Origin of the sequence: Flavobacterium sp. A45 (genome assembly GCF_002001005.1) — a bacterium.
Classification (GTDB): domain Bacteria; phylum Bacteroidota; class Bacteroidia; order Flavobacteriales; family Flavobacteriaceae; genus Flavobacterium.
The window spans coordinates 97,155-114,617 of sequence record NZ_MUNX01000065.1; the positions used below are offsets into that span (position 1 = coordinate 97,155).

Annotated in this window: 13 protein-coding genes; 1 reads left to right on the top strand and 12 read right to left on the bottom strand. The window is 35.4% G+C overall.

Going from position 1 to position 17,463, the window contains the following annotated elements; translation table 11 throughout:
• Positions 1-4: 4 nt before the first annotated feature.
• A complete protein-coding gene (locus B0E44_RS06445) occupies positions 5-3,115 on the bottom strand; it encodes a SusC/RagA family TonB-linked outer membrane protein (RefSeq protein ID WP_077371761.1) in 3,111 nt (1,036 codons plus the stop codon).
• A 36-nt stretch (positions 3,116-3,151) separates the two neighbouring features.
• The gene (locus B0E44_RS06450; protein ID WP_077371764.1) at positions 3,152-4,600 is read right to left on the bottom strand and encodes a glycoside hydrolase family 28 protein; all 1,449 of its coding nucleotides are present in this window, start codon (positions 4,598-4,600) and stop codon (positions 3,152-3,154) included.
• A gap of 297 nt (positions 4,601-4,897) precedes the next feature.
• Between B0E44_RS06450 and B0E44_RS06455 the strand changes: the two genes are divergently transcribed.
• On the top strand, positions 4,898-5,920 hold the full coding sequence (locus tag B0E44_RS06455) for a LacI family DNA-binding transcriptional regulator (RefSeq protein ID WP_077371767.1): 1,023 nt from the start codon (positions 4,898-4,900) through the stop codon (positions 5,918-5,920).
• Between the two features lie 109 nt (positions 5,921-6,029).
• On the opposite strand, the gene B0E44_RS06460 is transcribed toward B0E44_RS06455, so the two are convergent.
• The 10 genes from B0E44_RS06460 to B0E44_RS06505 all read right to left on the bottom strand — a co-directional run bounded on the left by B0E44_RS06460 (position 6,030) and on the right by B0E44_RS06505 (position 17,131).
• The gene (locus B0E44_RS06460; protein ID WP_077371770.1) at positions 6,030-7,646 is read right to left on the bottom strand and encodes a UxaA family hydrolase; all 1,617 of its coding nucleotides are present in this window, start codon (positions 7,644-7,646) and stop codon (positions 6,030-6,032) included.
• Between the two features lie 144 nt (positions 7,647-7,790).
• Complete coding sequence (locus B0E44_RS06465; protein ID WP_077371773.1) at positions 7,791-9,251, bottom strand: tagaturonate reductase; 1,461 nt, start codon at positions 9,249-9,251, stop codon at positions 7,791-7,793.
• A 190-nt stretch (positions 9,252-9,441) separates the two neighbouring features.
• Complete coding sequence (locus B0E44_RS06470; RefSeq protein WP_077371776.1) at positions 9,442-10,257, bottom strand: SDR family oxidoreductase; 816 nt, start codon at positions 10,255-10,257, stop codon at positions 9,442-9,444.
• A gap of 89 nt (positions 10,258-10,346) precedes the next feature.
• Positions 10,347-11,021 carry a bifunctional 4-hydroxy-2-oxoglutarate aldolase/2-dehydro-3-deoxy-phosphogluconate aldolase gene (locus tag B0E44_RS06475; RefSeq protein WP_077371779.1) on the bottom strand — a complete coding sequence of 225 codons (675 nt, stop codon included), beginning with the start codon at positions 11,019-11,021 and terminating at the stop codon, positions 10,347-10,349.
• A gap of 10 nt (positions 11,022-11,031) precedes the next feature.
• Positions 11,032-12,051, bottom strand: a complete 1,020-nt coding sequence (locus tag B0E44_RS06480; protein WP_077371782.1) for a sugar kinase — start codon at positions 12,049-12,051, stop codon at positions 11,032-11,034.
• A gap of 24 nt (positions 12,052-12,075) precedes the next feature.
• Complete coding sequence (locus tag B0E44_RS06485) at positions 12,076-12,420, bottom strand: cupin domain-containing protein (RefSeq protein WP_077371785.1); 345 nt, start codon at positions 12,418-12,420, stop codon at positions 12,076-12,078.
• Positions 12,421-12,448: 28 nt separating this feature from the next.
• The gene (gene uxaC, locus B0E44_RS06490; protein WP_077371788.1) at positions 12,449-13,849 is read right to left on the bottom strand and encodes a glucuronate isomerase; all 1,401 of its coding nucleotides are present in this window, start codon (positions 13,847-13,849) and stop codon (positions 12,449-12,451) included.
• 21 nt (positions 13,850-13,870) lie between these two features.
• Positions 13,871-14,665 carry a gluconate 5-dehydrogenase gene (locus B0E44_RS06495; RefSeq protein ID WP_077371791.1) on the bottom strand — a complete coding sequence of 265 codons (795 nt, stop codon included), beginning with the start codon at positions 14,663-14,665 and terminating at the stop codon, positions 13,871-13,873.
• Between the two features lie 23 nt (positions 14,666-14,688).
• Positions 14,689-15,525, bottom strand: coding sequence for a 5-dehydro-4-deoxy-D-glucuronate isomerase (kduI, locus tag B0E44_RS06500; RefSeq protein WP_077371794.1), 837 nt, complete (start codon positions 15,523-15,525; stop codon positions 14,689-14,691).
• Between the two features lie 160 nt (positions 15,526-15,685).
• Complete coding sequence (locus B0E44_RS06505; RefSeq protein WP_077371797.1) at positions 15,686-17,131, bottom strand: MFS transporter; 1,446 nt, start codon at positions 17,129-17,131, stop codon at positions 15,686-15,688.
• Positions 17,132-17,463: the final 332 nt, after the last annotated feature.

The window sequence follows — 17,463 nt, forward strand, 5'->3', positions numbered from 1 at the left end:
TTTATTAAAATTTAACACTTAAGCCCAATTGGGTTGTAATAGAAGCTGGACGGTTAATACCTAGAGGTGAAGCTGCCCATTCTGGATCGTATCCATCAAAATCAGTAAATACAAAAGGATCAAGAACATTTACATAGATTCTGAAATTACTCATTTTTAATTTTTTAAGCAAGTCAGATTCCAATGTGTACCCAACAGAAATGTTTTTAATTTTTACGTAAGAAACATCTCTGTAGAATGCGAAGTCAGAAGCCCAATAAGTTCCAGCACCTGTTGCTGCCGGTCCTGGTCGTGGGTTTGAAGTAGAAGCATTGGCAGGAAGGCCTGCACCATTCGTAGGGATGAAATAATCCATAGCTATTTTTTGACGACCTCTGTCTGTTACGTCAGCAAAATTATCATGAAAACTGCTCAACACGGTTTGGCCTTGGCTGGTAAGAACAGAAAAATTAAAATCAAATTGTCCAAATGTTAGTTTAGAGTAAAAACTTCCTTGCCATTCTGGGTTTGGATTTCCAATTACTGTTCTGTCATCTTGATTGAATTTACCGTCTCCGTTTAAATCTTTTGGTCTAGCTTGTCCTGGCGCCTGACCGTAAGAAGCTGCTGCGGCTGCTTCGCTTTCTTGCCAAATTCCATCATATATGTAATTATAATTTGGATTTAAAGGTGATCCTAGAATCAATTTATTTCCAATATCACTCACTTTATCCTGATTATAAATGGATTCTAATTCATTCACGTTTTTAGTAAATGTAAATGTTGTTTCCCAAGATATGTTTTGAGTTTTAATGTTTTTGGTAGTCAATAATGCTTCTATCCCTTTGTTGCTAACAGAACCTACATTCGATACTGTGTTTTTCCAGCCTGTTTCCGCAGGTAATTGTTGTGCATAAATTAATTTATCGGATAATCTGTCATAAACATCAACACTTCCTGTAATTCTGTTTTGTAAAAGACCAAAATCAAGACCTAAGTTAAGCTCTCTTGTTTTTTCCCAAGATAAATTTTCGTTTGCTAAAGTTGATGATTGCCAACCTGGTACCAAATTTGAACCATTGGCATAGAACGTTTGTTGGTTCAATAAAGCTTGTGATGTATATGGAGCAACATTGTCGTTACCGGTGTAACCAATACTGGCTCTTAATTTTAAGTCAGAAATAGCAGTAACGTTTTCCAAAAATGACTCTTTACTGATTTTCCATCCTAAGGCTACAGATGGGAAATTCTCCCATTTTACTCCTTCTGCTAATACTGATGAGCCATCCCATCTGTTAGAAGCAGTCAATAAATATTTGTCTTTAAAAGCATAATTCAAACGGATTGCATAAGAACTTAGGCTGTTTTTAGCGTAGCCAGAACTTACATTGTAGCTAGTTTGAACTCCTGAACCAATGTTATAGATTCCTGTATCAAATGGTTGGTTATTGGAATAAAGATAAGAAGTTTCATCAACGTTAGAGTACAAACTTTGTAGTAACAATACACTAACAGCATGATCTTCTTTGAAAGTGTGCTTCAAGTCAATTTGATTGTCCCAAGTATAATTAAAGTTGTCAAAATTGGTTATTGATGAAGAATTTTTGTTGTTTAAAGCGACACCGGCATTTGTTTGAGCTCCATAAGCTGTTCCTGCTTGGGAATTTGTAACTCCAGCAGCAAATGTTGTTTTGAATGATAGCCATTTTAAAGGTTGGTATTGGAAGAAAATATTTCCAACTGTTTGCCAAATTTTTTCTGTTTGAGAGGAATTGGCAATTTCCATTAATGGATTAACGGTACTTGTTTTATTGATAGCCCAAGAACCATCAGGATACGTTAATTTTCCAGGCAGGAAAAACGAATTACCTACTAATTCATTCCCGCTTGCATCAACAGCCCAAGGAGACATAAGTGGACTTAGCCTAAATGCATCTTGCATCGCTAAATCACTTCCTAATTCTGAATCAGTATGTGTTATTGTGATATTTGCACCTGTTGAAAACTTGTCGTTTATTTTGTGGCTTAATCCTAATTTGAATGAGTATTTATCAGTAGTATCATTTTCGATAAGTCCAGCATCACTCTGAATACCCATGGCCAAATTGTAACCCATTCCACTATCCGAACGTCCAGAAATGTTTATGTAATTGTTTTGTGTCATTCCTGGCTGTAGTACAGCATCATACCAATCATAAGTATAACCGCTATTGGCTCTCGATACTAAAAGTGGACTTTGGTTTCCTGCAAGTGAAGCAAGATTTGCCGGAGTTTGAGTTAATGGTGTAGCACTCAAATAAGCGGCTTGGTGAAATAACCACCATTCTTGACCATTCATCATTTTTGGTAATCTTGCAGCCGTTTTTGTACCATAAGAACTTTCAATGGAAACATTAAATCCAGACTTAGCATTTGTTCCGCTTTTGGTGGTAACAATTATAACCCCGCTCGCACCTCTTGATCCGTATATAGCTGCAGATGAAGCATCTTTTAATACATCCATTCGGGCGATGTCTTGTGGATTTAAAAAGTCAATTCCATCAGTTGGAACTCCATCAACAACGTATAGTGGAGTTGTTCCTGACAATAATGAATTGTTTCCTCTAATTACAACTTTAAAACCGTCGGCAGCACGTCCAGTACTAGACGAAATTTGAACACCAGGGGTGCTTCCTTGTATTGCTTCCAATGGGCTTATTACGTTTCTTTCGGTGATTGTAGAAGCGCTTATAGTACTCACTGATCCTGTAACGTCTGCTCTTTTGGCGGTACCATATCCAACAACTACTACTTCTTTAAGGGTTTCTTGTTCGTCCCTTAATTTTATGGTTATAGTGGTTCTCCCAGCAAGAGTTACTTCTTGTGCAGCAAAGCCAACAAAGGTAATAAGCAAAGTAGCATTATCATTTGTAACTTTAAATGAAAATTTTCCATCAAAATTTGTTGATGTTGAATTTTTAGTGCCTTTCTCTATAACATTTACGCCAGAAAGAGCTAAACCAGATGAATCTGTAATTAGACCGCCAATTGTAGACCCATTTTGTGCTTTCATCTCATTGCTCATGAGTAGGCCCAATAATAGGGTTAAGGCATAAAAATAGCTTATACTATTTTTTAAATGTTGCTTTATTTTCATAAAATTAGTTGTTTGGTTAGTTATTAAATTGGTTTTTTAGTTTTTCATTAATTCTCCATTGATATAGCTATCAATAAATTTTAGATTGTCTACGTTTTCAATTGAGTAGGGTTGTTTTACTTTTTCGATAGTAACATTTTTAAAAGTTATATTTTTTACTGGAGATGTTGTATGCCCTTTGGCCAAAATACCATACTGACCTCCATTTTTTACTTTGACATTCTCTAAAGAGATGTTTTCTATACGAGGAATAAATTCTCCTTTTTGGTTACCATGAACATTGTAAAACATATCTGCTTTTAGAACCGCTTCTTTTACTTGTCCTATTTCAATGTTTCTCACATAGAAATTTTCAATTAATCCACCTCTTTTTGAATTGGTTTTCAATCGTATAGCAATGTCAAGATTTGGACTGTTCATGATGCAATTCTCAACATAAACATTACTTACACCGCCTGAAATTTCGCTTCCTATAGTAACTCCTCCGTGTCCATCAAACATGGTACAGTTTTGCACTATGATGTTCTCACTTTTCATCGCAACTCTTCTTCCATCTGCATCGCGACCCGATTTTATGGCAATGCAATCGTCTCCTGTATTGAATGTACAATTTTTGATAATGACATTTTTGGAATATTCAGGATCACAGCCGTCGTTGTTCGGGCCGTGACTATTAATTGTCACTCCATCTATAATTACATTTTCTGATTTGATAGGATGAATTACCCAAAATGGAGCATTGATTATCGTAATTCCTTGTATAAGTACATTTTTGCATTCAAAAAACTCCACAAAATTGGGTCTTAAGTAATGCCCTTCCCCAAATATTCTCTCAGAAACAGGGATATTATTTTCAGCCATTTCTACTAGACGCAATCGATTGAGTGGATCCACTTGAGAAGATGTTCCTTTTTTCCATCCATATTCTTCTTTACTGCACCAAGGCCACCAATTTTCGTTATTTGCTTGACCGTTTAATGTGCCTTTACCAGTAATGGCTACATTTTTCTTTTTATAAGTATAAACTAAAGGGGAGTAGTTCATGTATTCGGTACCTTCAAAAGAGGTGTGAACCAGTGGATAGTAATCTTTGGGATTTGTACTAAAAAGAATTTCGGCACCTTCCTCTAAATGAAGATTTACATTGTCTTCCAGATGGATGGCATGAGATAGGTATTTGCCTTTTGGTACAAGAACCATTCCTCCGCCTTGTTTGTTACATTCTTGAATCGTTTTTTTTATGGCTTCAGTATTGTCGGATTGACCGTCAGCTTTGGCACCATAGCTTAATATGTTAAAAGTTTTATTTTGAAAACTTGGGTATTTCACCATATTTACAATAGATTGCATCTTTTTCCATACATCTTTGGATTGCTCTTTTGTCTGTGCGCAAGAAATGGAGCTAAAAGATAAAGCACAAGCAAGTATAAAAAAGGTTTTTGGTATAAATGCTTTCAAAATTTGATTTGTATTGAATGGTTTCATTAAACGATGTTTTGAATTTAAAAATGCAATTATGTAATCGATTACACAAACCTACATATAATTTTTATATAAACAAAAAAAAGTCCTTAAAAAAATTAGAAATAAAATTAAAAGTGGATATTTTTATGATATTCTATGCAAAAGATTAAAAAGCATGAATATTTTGTGTTTAAAAAGGTGGTTTAAAATAAAATCATAAGAAATATTTTTATTTTAATGTAATCGATAACATTGTCTGTGTTTATTGTTTTTTTTTATTTATTTTTACAAATATAATATTATACTTTATTTCCATATATGGATCAAAAAACGACAATTTACGATATAGCGAAGAGGCTTGACATCACTGCAGCCACTGTATCGAGGGCTTTAAATAATAATCCTAAGATCAGCGAAGCTACCAGAAAGCTGGTATTGGAAACTGCTGACAAAATGAATTACAAGCAGAATCGATTGGCACAATCGCTTCGAAGCGGTAAGAGTAATAATGTTGGTGTAATCGTTCCCCGTATTGACAGTAACTTTTTTGCTTCCGTTATTCGTGGAATCGAAGAGGAATTGCATCCGGAAGGTTACCATGTTATTATATGTCAGACGCATGAGGACGAAAAAAGAGAAATTGAAAACATTACCACTTTATTAAATGCTCAAGTCGATGGGATTTTGATGTCAATTTCAAATGTCTCCAAAGAAAATGATCATGTAATTAAAAATGTGGTAGATAAAAACGTTCCTTTAATCTTTTTTGATAGAAAGAAAAAGATGGAAGGTGTGAGTTCGGTAACTATTAATGACTTTGAAGGAGGTTATTTGGCAACAAAAAATCTTATTGAACAAGGTTGTAAACGTATTGCTCATTTAACAGGTGACCAATCACTGGAAATATTTGAACATAGAAATAATGGATTTAAGAAAGCTTTAGCAGATAGTGGTTTAGAGTTAAACGAAAATTATGTGTTCCAAACCAAAAGTAATGTTGACGCTGGAAGACAGGCTGTTGAAAAATTATTAAGTATGAATCCTCCTCCAGATGGAATTTTCTCTTCAAGTGATTTCGCTGCATTAGGTGCTATTCAGGAGTTGAGGGAAAGAGGGGTTAAAATTCCCGAGGAGTTTTGCGTTTTTGGTTTTGGTAACGAACCTTTTACGCGTTTCATGGAATTGTCAATTTCCTCTGTAGATCAGTCACCGCTGGAGATGGGCAAAATGGCAGCCAAAGTATTCTTGGAACAAATCAATAATACTGATAATATTAAGATTGAAAAGAAAGTTGTACTTACTCCCGAATTACACATCCGTAAATCATCTACCAGAAAATAAAGAAAAGTATAATATTTTATTCACTGTTTAACTTTTGAAAAAACACAAAAGCTGTTAGAAAATGAATTCTAACAGCTTTTTTTTTAAACAAAATAAAACCCAAAAAATATTATAATGAAACTCCTCTTTTCCAAGGAATAAAATCATTTTGATTCAAAATGGCCGCTTTGGTTTTGATAGTACCACTAGCCACATTTATAATAAACTCCAGCATTTCGTCTGCCATTTCATCTATTGATTTTTCACCGGTTATAATTTCACCAGTATCAATATCTATAATGTCAGACATTTTTCTGGCGAGTTCAGAGTTTGATGAAACTTTTACAACCGGTGCAATTGGATTCCCTGTTGGAGTTCCTAAACCGGTAGTAAATAGTACCATATTGGCTCCAGAACCAACCATAGCCGTTGTACATTCTACATCATTTCCAGGTGTACACAATAAATTCAGACCGGGTTTCGTAATGTATTCGCCATAATCCGAAACGCCAACAATAGGGGAGGTTCCGCCTTTTTTGGCAGCTCCAGCCGATTTCATTGCATCGGTAATTAACCCGTCTTTGATGTTTCCAGGCGACGGATTCATATCAAATCCTGATCCTGCATCGACAACGGTTTTTTCATACCATTTCATTAATTCCAAAAAGCGTTTTCCATCTCCATCTTCATTGCAACGGTTTACCAATTCCTGCTCAACACCACACAATTCGGGGAATTCAGAAAGAATAGTAGTTCCGCCCAATGCCGTTAGCAAATCCGAAGTTACTCCCAATGTTGGATTAGCCGAAATCCCGGAAAAACCATCAGAACCCCCACATTCCAAACCAATTGTCAGTTTAGACAATGGGGCAGGAGTTCTTTCTATTTTATTAGCTTCTTTAATTGCTGCGAAAGTGTCTTTTACAACACTGCTCATCATTGCTTCTATTGTTCCAATTGACTGTTGGTCATATATCAAAACAGGTTTTTTACTGTTTGGATTAATTTCATACAAGGCGTCTTTAAAGATTTGAATTTGCAGATTTTGACAACCCAAACTCAAAACTGTTGCTCCAGCCACATTTGGATTATTCACATAACCAGCCAAAAGCTTTGCCAAGCTATGTGAATCTTGACGAATCCCACCACAACCACCTTGATGCGTGATGAATTTTACTTCAATATTATTAAATAAATTAGCATCATTTGAAGCGGCTTCATTCCCAGCTCCTCCAGTTTCCGTTTTTACCAAAGAACGAAGCAATAGCTGATAATCATTCTCTTTTGGCTTCATTAACTCCTTTTCAAAAATATCTTTTAGGATTTCGATATTTCTGTTTTCACAAAAAACCAACGGAAAAAACAACCAAACATTCTCAGTTCCTACTTGTCCATCTTCTCTATGATACCCTTGAAAAGTTCTGTCTTTCCACTTGTCTACATTTGGAACTGTCCAACCGATAGTTTCTGTTTTTCCGGTTACTTTATCACTTTCGTGTTTTACATTTAATGTCGAAAGTAGTCCTCCTTTTTCAATTCTAGCACTCGCTTTCCCCACCAAAACACCATACATAATAATTCGATCACCTATATTCAAAGGAGTCATCGCAATTTTATGTTTCATTTTTACATCCGACTCGATTGTGATGTTTTCTCCCTCAAACGAAATTATTTCGCCAGCGGTAAGATTCACCAATGCCACGGCAACATTATCCGAAGGGTTTACTTTTATTAATTTTTTTTGCATTTTAATCAATTATAAAATGTTGATACTTTTTTATTTTTGGGCGGATAAGCCAGAAAACTAACAGGGCATTTCTATTTTTTTGTTTTAAAAAATCGGTGACAATCCGTTTAATCCGTACTATCTGTGGCCCATTTTTTTTATCAATTACGAATTTTGCAACTGATAAACTTTGCTATAATTCTTAAAACCTGCTTCAACTCCGTTATTGTTTATTTCATCTATAGCCAGAACCAGCGCTTCCGACAAACCATTTATTTTAGTTAAATCTTCATCCCAAAAAGGAACTGTTGAAAGTGTTTTTTGAACAACTTGTTTGATGTCATCTGATTTCCAAATTGCTGCAAAAGCATCTGTAATATCCGTACTGTCATCTACAGCAAGTACTTGTCCTTTCCATGTTCCTTTGTAAAACAAAATCAAACAGGCAAATGCAAAGCTCAAATGTGTTGGGACTTTCCCGTATTTAGAAACATAACCCAATAAACTTGGTAACACTCTCACTTTGAATTTTGAAATCGAATTCAGGGCAATACTTGATAAATTATGTTTAATAAACGGATTTCGAAAACGATCCAAAACGTCTTCGGCAAAACTGTCCAATTCCGATTTGTCCATTTCGATGGTTTCGTTTATTTCATCAAAAATCGCTTTGTTAATAAAATCTCCGGTGAACGAATGATCAACCGTTTCTTTAACCGTTTCATTTCCAAAAAGCAATGAAAACGGAACCATTGCTGTATGCGCACCATTAAGGATTCGCACTTTTCGAGTGCGATACGGTTGCATATCCGAAACGATTTTTACATCCAGTTTGGTTTTATGGAATGGAAGTTTTTGTGTCAAATCTTCCCCGCCTTCAATTACCCAAAGGAAAAAAGTCTCGGCGGTAACGATTAAGTTATCGCTATAATCGAGTTGTTTATTGTATTCCTCAATTTCGGCTCTTGGGTAACCCGGCACAATCCTGTCTACTAGTGTATTGTGGAATGTATTACTTTCCAAAATCCAAGTTTTAAAACCTTCTTCCAGTTTCCAATCTTGATAGTATTGCAGAATGATTTCCTTCAAGGTATCGGCATTGTTATTGATTAATTCGCAAGGAATAATCGCCAATCCTTTAGACGGATCTCCATTAAAATGTTTGTATCTGTTATACAAAAGAAGCGTTAGTTTTGCCGGATATGAACTCGGTGGTTGCATCAATGGAGTATCGGTATCTACATAAGCTATTCCGGATTCAGTTGTATTCGAAATGATAAAAGCTAATTCTTCCTCTTTGGCCAAAGCCAAGTAATCTTCAAAATTTGAATAGGGATTGATGCCTTTCACAAGATTGGAAATCAGTTTTTTATCTTGAATTTCTTTTCCTTTGTCCAATCCTTTCATAAACAAAGTGTACAGCCCGTCTTGACTGTTTATCAAATCGACCATCCCGTTTTCAATGGGTTGCACAACAGCTATACCTGCATTAAAATCTACGGTATCATTCAGCTCCTGGAAAGCATAATCAACAAAAGCCCTTAGAAAATTTCCTTCGCCAAATTGCACCACTTTTATGGGTTGCAAAGTTTCTAATCCTGTATTTTTTCTGTTTAAATTTTTCATTTTATCTCTTTAAAATGGTGTTTCTATTAACTGATTCTTTTTAATCATCGGACTGTATTTTTGTTTGGATTATAATAAACGACTCGTGTTTTAGAATGTAAGTTTTCAAACCTTTAATGAGGATTGGGGAATGAATTCTTGAGCTCTAATTTTTCAAGCCGCTTATTATAGCCTTTTTTTATAAAGTATTTTAGACTCCACTATAAATGGTAAATCCGCCATCTACAGTAATTTTTGAACCAGTAACAAATTTGGATGCATCACTCAACAGCCATACTAAAGCTCCTATGAGTTCGTCCGGATTTCCAAACCGATTGAAAGGTGTATTCTTGATGACCAAATTCCCTCTTTCGGTTAAACTTCCGTCAAGATTAGTTAAGAGCGTTTTATTTTGTTCGGTCAGGAAAAAACCGGGAGCAATAGAATTCATTCGTATTGTATCTCCATATCTTCTTGCTAATTCCACAGCAAACCATTTTGTATAAGAATCTATCGAAGATTTGGCCAAACTGTATCCCAACACTTTGGTAACTGCCAATTGCGACACCACCGACGAAATATTTACTATGCTTCCAGAACCGTTATTTTTTATAGCTTCACCAAAAACCTGTGTTGGCAAAATAGTACCCAAAAGGTTCAATCGCATTACTTCTTCCAAGGCGGTAACATTCAATTTGAAAATATCCTGTTCAGGTTCTATTATTGCATCGGGCATATTTCCGCCGGCTGCATTCACCAAACCGTCGATTTTTCCAAATTTGGACAGCATTTTTTCTTTTGATGCAATTAGTTGTAACTCGTCAGTCACATCAGCAATCAGGGCAATGGCAAGTCCTCCTTTATCAATAATGTTTTGGACTCTTTCTTCTGCTATTCTTTCATTCCGACCCAGTATTCCAACCGTTCCTCCAGCAGCTACAATACCGTTTATAAAAGCATTACCTATTATTCCAGTACCACCAGTTACTACTATTACTTTGTCTTTTAATGAAAAATTATTCTCCAAAATATTGTTTTATTCTAAGTTATAATCACTCTTGAAGAATCTCAACTTCCAACTTCAATATTGTTTTCAGCGTTCTGAAATCTGCAATCTCACTTCTCACTTCTCACTTCCTTAATCGTAGCCAATGTTTTTCTAACACTCACTTGTAATACATCTAAATCTCTGCTCAATAATATCTCGTTGGTAATCAATTGGGAACCAATACCCACACAGGTTGCACCAGCGTCAAACCAACTTTTTAGATTTTCTTTTGTTGTGTTTACTCCACCTGTGGGCATAATACTCGTCCATGGACAAGGACCTTTTATTCCTTTTATAAATTGTGGCCCATAAACATCACCAGGAAATAATTTTACAATCTCACATCCTAATTCTTCGGCTCGGGCAATTTCAGTTAGAGAACCACAACCAGGTGACCATAGCACTTTTCTGCGATTGCAAACAATGGCTATATCTTCTCTAAAAACAGGGGTAACAATGAAATTTGCACCCAATTGCATATAAAGGGAAGCCGCCGCTGCATCGGTAACGGAACCTACACCCAGAATCATTCCGGGTAATTCTGCCAATGCATATTTATTAAGTTCCCCGAAAATTTCGAAAGCAAAATCACCTCTGCTTGTAAACTCCATCAATCGTGCACCACCGTCATAACACGCTTTTATTACTTTTTTTCCTAGTGAAACATCCGTATGATAAAATAGGGGAACCAATCCCGTTTCCTTCATCGCTGCTGCAACTTCTATTCTTGTATATTTTGCCATATCTATATTTTTATCTTGACACTAATCCAGCTGAATCACCATCTAGCATATTTTCAACTTCTTTTAAGGTAACCAAATTATAATCGCCTGCAATGGTGTGTTTTAAACAACAAGCAGCGACAGCAAAATCTAAAGCTCTTTGGTTATTTGAGTATTCCAGCAATCCGTAAATTAATCCTCCCATAAAGGCATCACCACTACCAACACGATCAATTACAGGGGTTACTTCTTTTACAGCTGCTGTATAAATTGTTTTTCCGTCAAATAAAATACCGCCAATTCTTTGGTGTGAAGCACTTACGGAATAACGTAATGTGGTAGCAACTGTTTTTAAGTTTGGACATAATTCAAAGAGTTTAGTATACAAAACAGGAAGTGATTTCTCATCCTGATAATTTGGATTTACTTTGGCTTCGCCCAGCATAAAATAGGCAGTATCAATATCTCCCAAAATAACAGTGCTGTATTGCAATAGTTCGGGCATTACTTCACTTGGAGTTTTACCATATTGCCATAATTTGGAACGGTAGTTCAAATCGCAGGAAATAGTTAAACCTAATTTATGAGCTACTTTAATGGCTTCGAGACAAGCTTCGGCAGCACTCTCCGAAATGGCAGCAGTAATACCGCTCCAGTGAAACCAGGATGCTCCTTCGAGTACTTTTTCCCAATCAATCATTCCTTTTTCAATTGTTGCCATCGAGCTGTGGGCGCGGTCATAGACTACATTACTGCCTCGTGTTCCTGCACCGGTCTCCAGAAAATAGATTCCCAAACGTTCTCCTCCATAAATTATATTTTTGGACTCGACGTTCATTTTTCGCATTTCTTTTACAGCGCAACCTCCAATTTCATTTTCGGGTAGTCTTGTTATGAATTCTGCGGTTACACCATAATTAGCCAATGATACGGCCACATTAAATTCGCCGCCTCCATAGGAAGCGCCAAAGGCCTTTGCCTGTGAGAAACGCAAATGTCTTTCTGTCGAAAGGCGTAACATGATTTCGCCGAATGTAACTACTTTACTCATTTATAGTATAGAATTAATTTTTTTCTATTTGATAAAATCTTCTCTTATGGGACTAAAAACATCTATAAGAATTCCTGCTTCTAAGCATACGACACCGTGTATTTTATTGGAAGGAATATAAAAGGAATCACCTTTTTTCAGTATTCTTGTTTCTTCTTCAATAGTTACTTCGAATGTTCCTGCAGCAATATGGGTAACTTGTGTATGGTGATGATGGTGTAAATAACCAATTGCACCTTTTTCAAATTTCACATTGACCATCATAATCCGGTCATCATATCCTAAAATTTGGCGCAGTACTCCTTCACCTGCAACTTTCCAAGGGGTTTCGTCTTCTTTGAAAAATAGATTGCTTTTAGGAAATGCCATATTTTAATTATTGAATTAAATTTTATTTTTAAAATTTGAAATATTCTTTTGCATTATTATAACTGATGTCCGAAACCATTTTGCCAATCCATTCCATATCATTTGGAAGTTCGCCTCTTTTGATTTCGTCACCAAGAAGATTACAAAGAACACGTCTGAAATATTCGTGTCTTGGAAATGACAAAAAGCTTCTGGAATCTGTCAACATACCGATAAAACAACTGATTAATCCCATATTGGAGAGCGCATTCAGTTGTTTGGTCATTCCGTCTTTTTGATCCAAAAACCACCATCCTGATCCAAATTGAACTTTTCCCTTAACGCTTCCGTCATTAAAATTACCAATCATGGTAGCCATAACTTCATTGTCGGCAGGATTCAAATTGTAAATAATTGTTTTTGTTAATTTGTCTTTACTGTCTAAAGCATTTAGAAAACCAGACAATTTTTGTGCCTGCGGATAATCTCCAATAGAATCCCAACCAGTATCAGGGCCTAAAATTCGGTGCATACGGGCATTGTTATTTCTCAATGCTCCTAAGTGAAATTGCTGTACCCATCCGTATTCATGGTAGGTTTCGGATAAAAATAGCAAGATGGCACTTTGAAATTTCAATGCCTCTTCAGAAGTTATATTTTGATTGTCTCTTTTTCTTTTGAAAATGACATTTATCTGATTTTCGGTAAAGTTTTCAAAATATATTTGATCTAATCCATGATCGCAAAGTTTACAGCCATTTTTATCAAAATATTCAATCCTGTTTTTTAATGCTGAACATAAATCTGCAAAAGAGTTAATAGCAATTCCAGCCACTTGACCCAATGTATCAATATAATCGTTGTAGCCGTCATTTGAAATTAGAATCGCTTTATCAGGTCTAAAAGCGGTACTTACTTTTGTAGTAAAGTCACTTACTGCTAATTTTTGATGGTATTCTAAGTTGTCAATTGGGTCTTCGGTAGTACATACAAATTCCGCATTTATTTTTGTAAGTAAGTTTCTTGTACTGTATTCAGCTGAATTTATTTTTGCAGAAGCTTGTTCGTAAATTGATTCTGCTGATTTTTCGTTTAATAAATCATGAATATCAAAATAACGGGCTAATTCCAAATGCGTCCAATGATATAATGGATTACGCATGGTATATGGAACTGTTTTCGCCCAATTCATAAATTTATCTTTATCAGAACCGTTGCCAGTGATAAATTCTTCATTTATCCCCAATGTACGCATCGCACGCCATTTGTAATGATCTCCATTTATCCAAACTTTGGTAATGTTATCAAAAATAGTGTTCTCAGCAATATGTTGTGGCGATAAGTGATTGTGATAATCAATAATAGGCTGATTTTTAGAGTAATTATGGTATAATTCTTCAGCGTATTTATTTTCTAATAAAAAATTATCATGTATGAATGTTGCGCTCATTATAATTTTATTAAAATATTATTATTCGTTTGATGGTTTCCCGATAGTAGCCAATATACCACCATCAACATAGAGAATGTGGCCGTTTACAAAATCACTTGCTTTAGAAGACAAGAAGATAGCTGCGCCTTGTAAATCCTCAGGATCACCCCAACGATTTGCTGGAGTTCTGCTAATAATGAAATCGTTAAATGGATGACCGTCTACTCTAATAGGAGCCGTTTGGGTTGTAGCAAAGTATCCAGGCCCAATTCCATTTGTTTGGATATTAAATTTAGCCCATTCTGTTGCCATGCTTTTAGTCAGCATTTTTAAACCGCCTTTTGCAGAAGCATAAGCACTTACGGTATCTCTTCCTAATTCGCTCATCATGGAACAGATGTTGATGATTTTTCCTCCGCTTCCACGAGCAATCATACCTTTGGCAACTGCTTTTGACATGATAAAGGGACTAATTAAATCTACATTGATAACTTCGGCAAAATCCTTCACTTCCATTTCAACGATAGGCGTTCTTTTGATAATTCCAGCGTTATTGATTAAAATATCGATTGGACCTACTTCAGCTTCTATTTTTTTTATATTTTCAATAACGGCAGCTTCGTCGGTTACATCAAATATATATCCGTAAGCGTCAATTCCTACTGATTTGTATTCAGCAACAGCATTATCTACAGTTTCTCGTGAAGAACGGTCGTTTATTACAATTTTTGCACCTGCATGACCAAGTCCTTTTGCCATTGCCATTCCAAGGCCATGAACTGCTCCAGTTACTAGTGCTGTTTTTCCAGTTAAATCAAAAAGATTGATTGACATATTTTTTATTTAATTGTTAGTAGTTATCTTAAATCGGTTATTTTGCAAACATCCATATCTCCGTAATCCAAATTTTCACCAGCCATTCCCCATATAAAAGTATAATTGCTAGTTCCTGCACCTGAGTGGATAGACCAAGGCGGAGAAATAACTGCCTGATGATTGTTCATCCAAATATGTCTTGTTTCCTGAGGTTCTCCCATGAAGTGGCAAACAGCTTGATTTTCGGGAATATCGAGATAAAAATAAACTTCCATTCTGCGATCATGAACATGTGCTGGCATGGTGTTCCAAACACTTCCAGGTTTTAATTCGGTCATGCCCATTTGCAATTGGCAGGTAGTTACAATTCCGCCAATAATCATCTGATTCACCGTTCGGTGATTGGCTGTTTCCATTGTACCTAACTGCAGTTTGTTGGCTTCTGCCAAACTGACTTTTTTTGTCGGATAGTTCTTGTGCGCAGGAGCCGAATTCAGATAATATTTAGCCGGATTTTTGACATCATCACTTTTGAATATTACTTCAACATTCCCACAGCCGATGTACAGTGCATCTTTAAATCCCAATTTATAAACAGTTCCTTCCACAACAACAGAGCCATCTCCTCCAACATTGATAATCCCCAATTCTCTTCGCTCCAAAAAGTAAGCAGATTTTAGAGGTTCAATGGTTTCAAGCGTTAGGGGAGTTATAGGCACTGCAGAACCGGCAATGTAACGGTCATAATGAGAGTAGGTAAAAGTAATTTCTCCTTCAGTCATTAAATTTTCAATCAAGAATTCCTCTCTTAATTGTTTGGTGTCGTATTGCTTAACAGCCTTTGGACTTGAAGCGTATCTTGAGCTATAATTTGTCATGGTGAAAAATTTAATGTAATCGATTACACAAAAGTAATTTTAAATTTTTAATAAACAATGTTTTATGCTGTTTTTTTAACTTGTTGAGTTTTTTATTGTTGTAAATGAATTACAGCAACCTTTAAAGATATTAGGTTTGAGCTACAATTTCTATTTTGGTTTACAAATCAGTAATTGGAGTGTATTTCGGTACTAATATTTTCATTACTGTCCATCCAATTAAATAGCAAACTGAGCAAATAGAAAAAATGATAAAATATCCAGCCTCAATACCATTAAAACCCATAAATGACATGTTGGTTTCTTTGCTATAATCAAATAACAGCCCGGAACTTTTGTTTATCACTGTTGAACCAATGCCTCCGGCTAATCCACCAATACCAACAATGGTAGCAATTGCTTTTTTAGGAAACATATCACCCACAGTTGTAAAAATATTTGCCGACCACGACTGATGAGCTGCCAATGCAATACCAATTATAATGATTGGTAACCAATAACTATAGTGTCCTAAAGGCTGAGCAAGCAATGCCAGTAATGGAAAAAATGCAAAAATAAGCATCGACTTCATTCGGCCTTCGTATGGATTCATTCCTTTTTTATCAACAAAATAAGTTGGTAACCATCCTCCAAAAATTGAAAGTAACGTAATTAAATATAAGATAAATAAAGGGAAAGCAGCTTGAGTAGAATCCATTCCATAGACAGAACTCAAATAAGCCGGTGTCCAAAACAAAAAGAACCACCATACACCATCTGTCATAAATTTGCCAAAAATGAAAGCCCAGGTTTGTTTGTGTTTAAAACATGCTGCAAAAGAAACCTTCTCAGCTGTTTCAGGAACATAACCAACCAATTTACTATCGGCAATTATATCTTGTTGAATGTATTCTAATTCTGCAGCACTAACTTTTGGATTTCTTTCGGGTTTATCGTACATATAAACCCAAAATCCCATCCAAATAAAACCTAAGGCACCTATGATAATAAATGACATTTCCCAACCATAGGCTTTTGCAATAAAAGGAATTGTTATTGGAGCTGCTAATGCTCCAATTGTTGCACCCGCATTGAAGATACTTGTAGAGAAAGCACGGTCTTTTTTAGGGAAATATTCAGCAGTAGTTTTAATTGCTGCAGGAAAATTTCCAGCTTCACCCAGCGCTAAAATGAATCGAGCAAAGATGAATAAAGTAACACTTACGTTAATGACCATTCCAGTATCACCTATAGTACTGATTATTTCTTTTGCGCCTTCAAAACCAACAAACCAATTTCCAGTTATATATCCTGCAGTTGCAATGCCGCAAAATGCATGCAAACAAGCACCAATCGACCATATTCCAATTGCCCAAAGAAATCCTTTTTTAGTATCTAACCAATCCACGAATCTACCTGCAAAAAATAAAGAAACTGCATAAAAAGTTGAAAATAAAGCGGTAATATTTCCATAATCATTATTGGTCCAGTGAAATTCAGGCGCAATGAAATCGCTCCATGTCAACGAAAGAACTTGACGATCTAGGTAATTAATTGTTGTTGCGAAGAATAATAGAGAACATATCGTCCAACGGTAGTTTCCAGTCTTTTTATTTGTTTCACTCATTGTTGAGATAATTGGTTGGTTAGTTATCAATATTTTATTTATGTAATCGATTACACAAAAATAGTTTTTATTTTTATATATACAATTTTTTAACTAGTTTTTTTTTGATGTAATAAATAATGATGCTATTTTTTATTGTAACGGTATATTTTGGTTTTAATTAGGTATTCTACGACAGAATAGGTTTTGCAATATGTTGCATTTGATATTAAGTTTTTTTTCCATAAGTATCAGTGTTTTTTTAATAAGAATCTCAGAATCAGTAATTTTTATGAAATGAGAAAGGCCATGAAATAATTAAGATTTTATAAGTATTGAATCTTAACTACTTC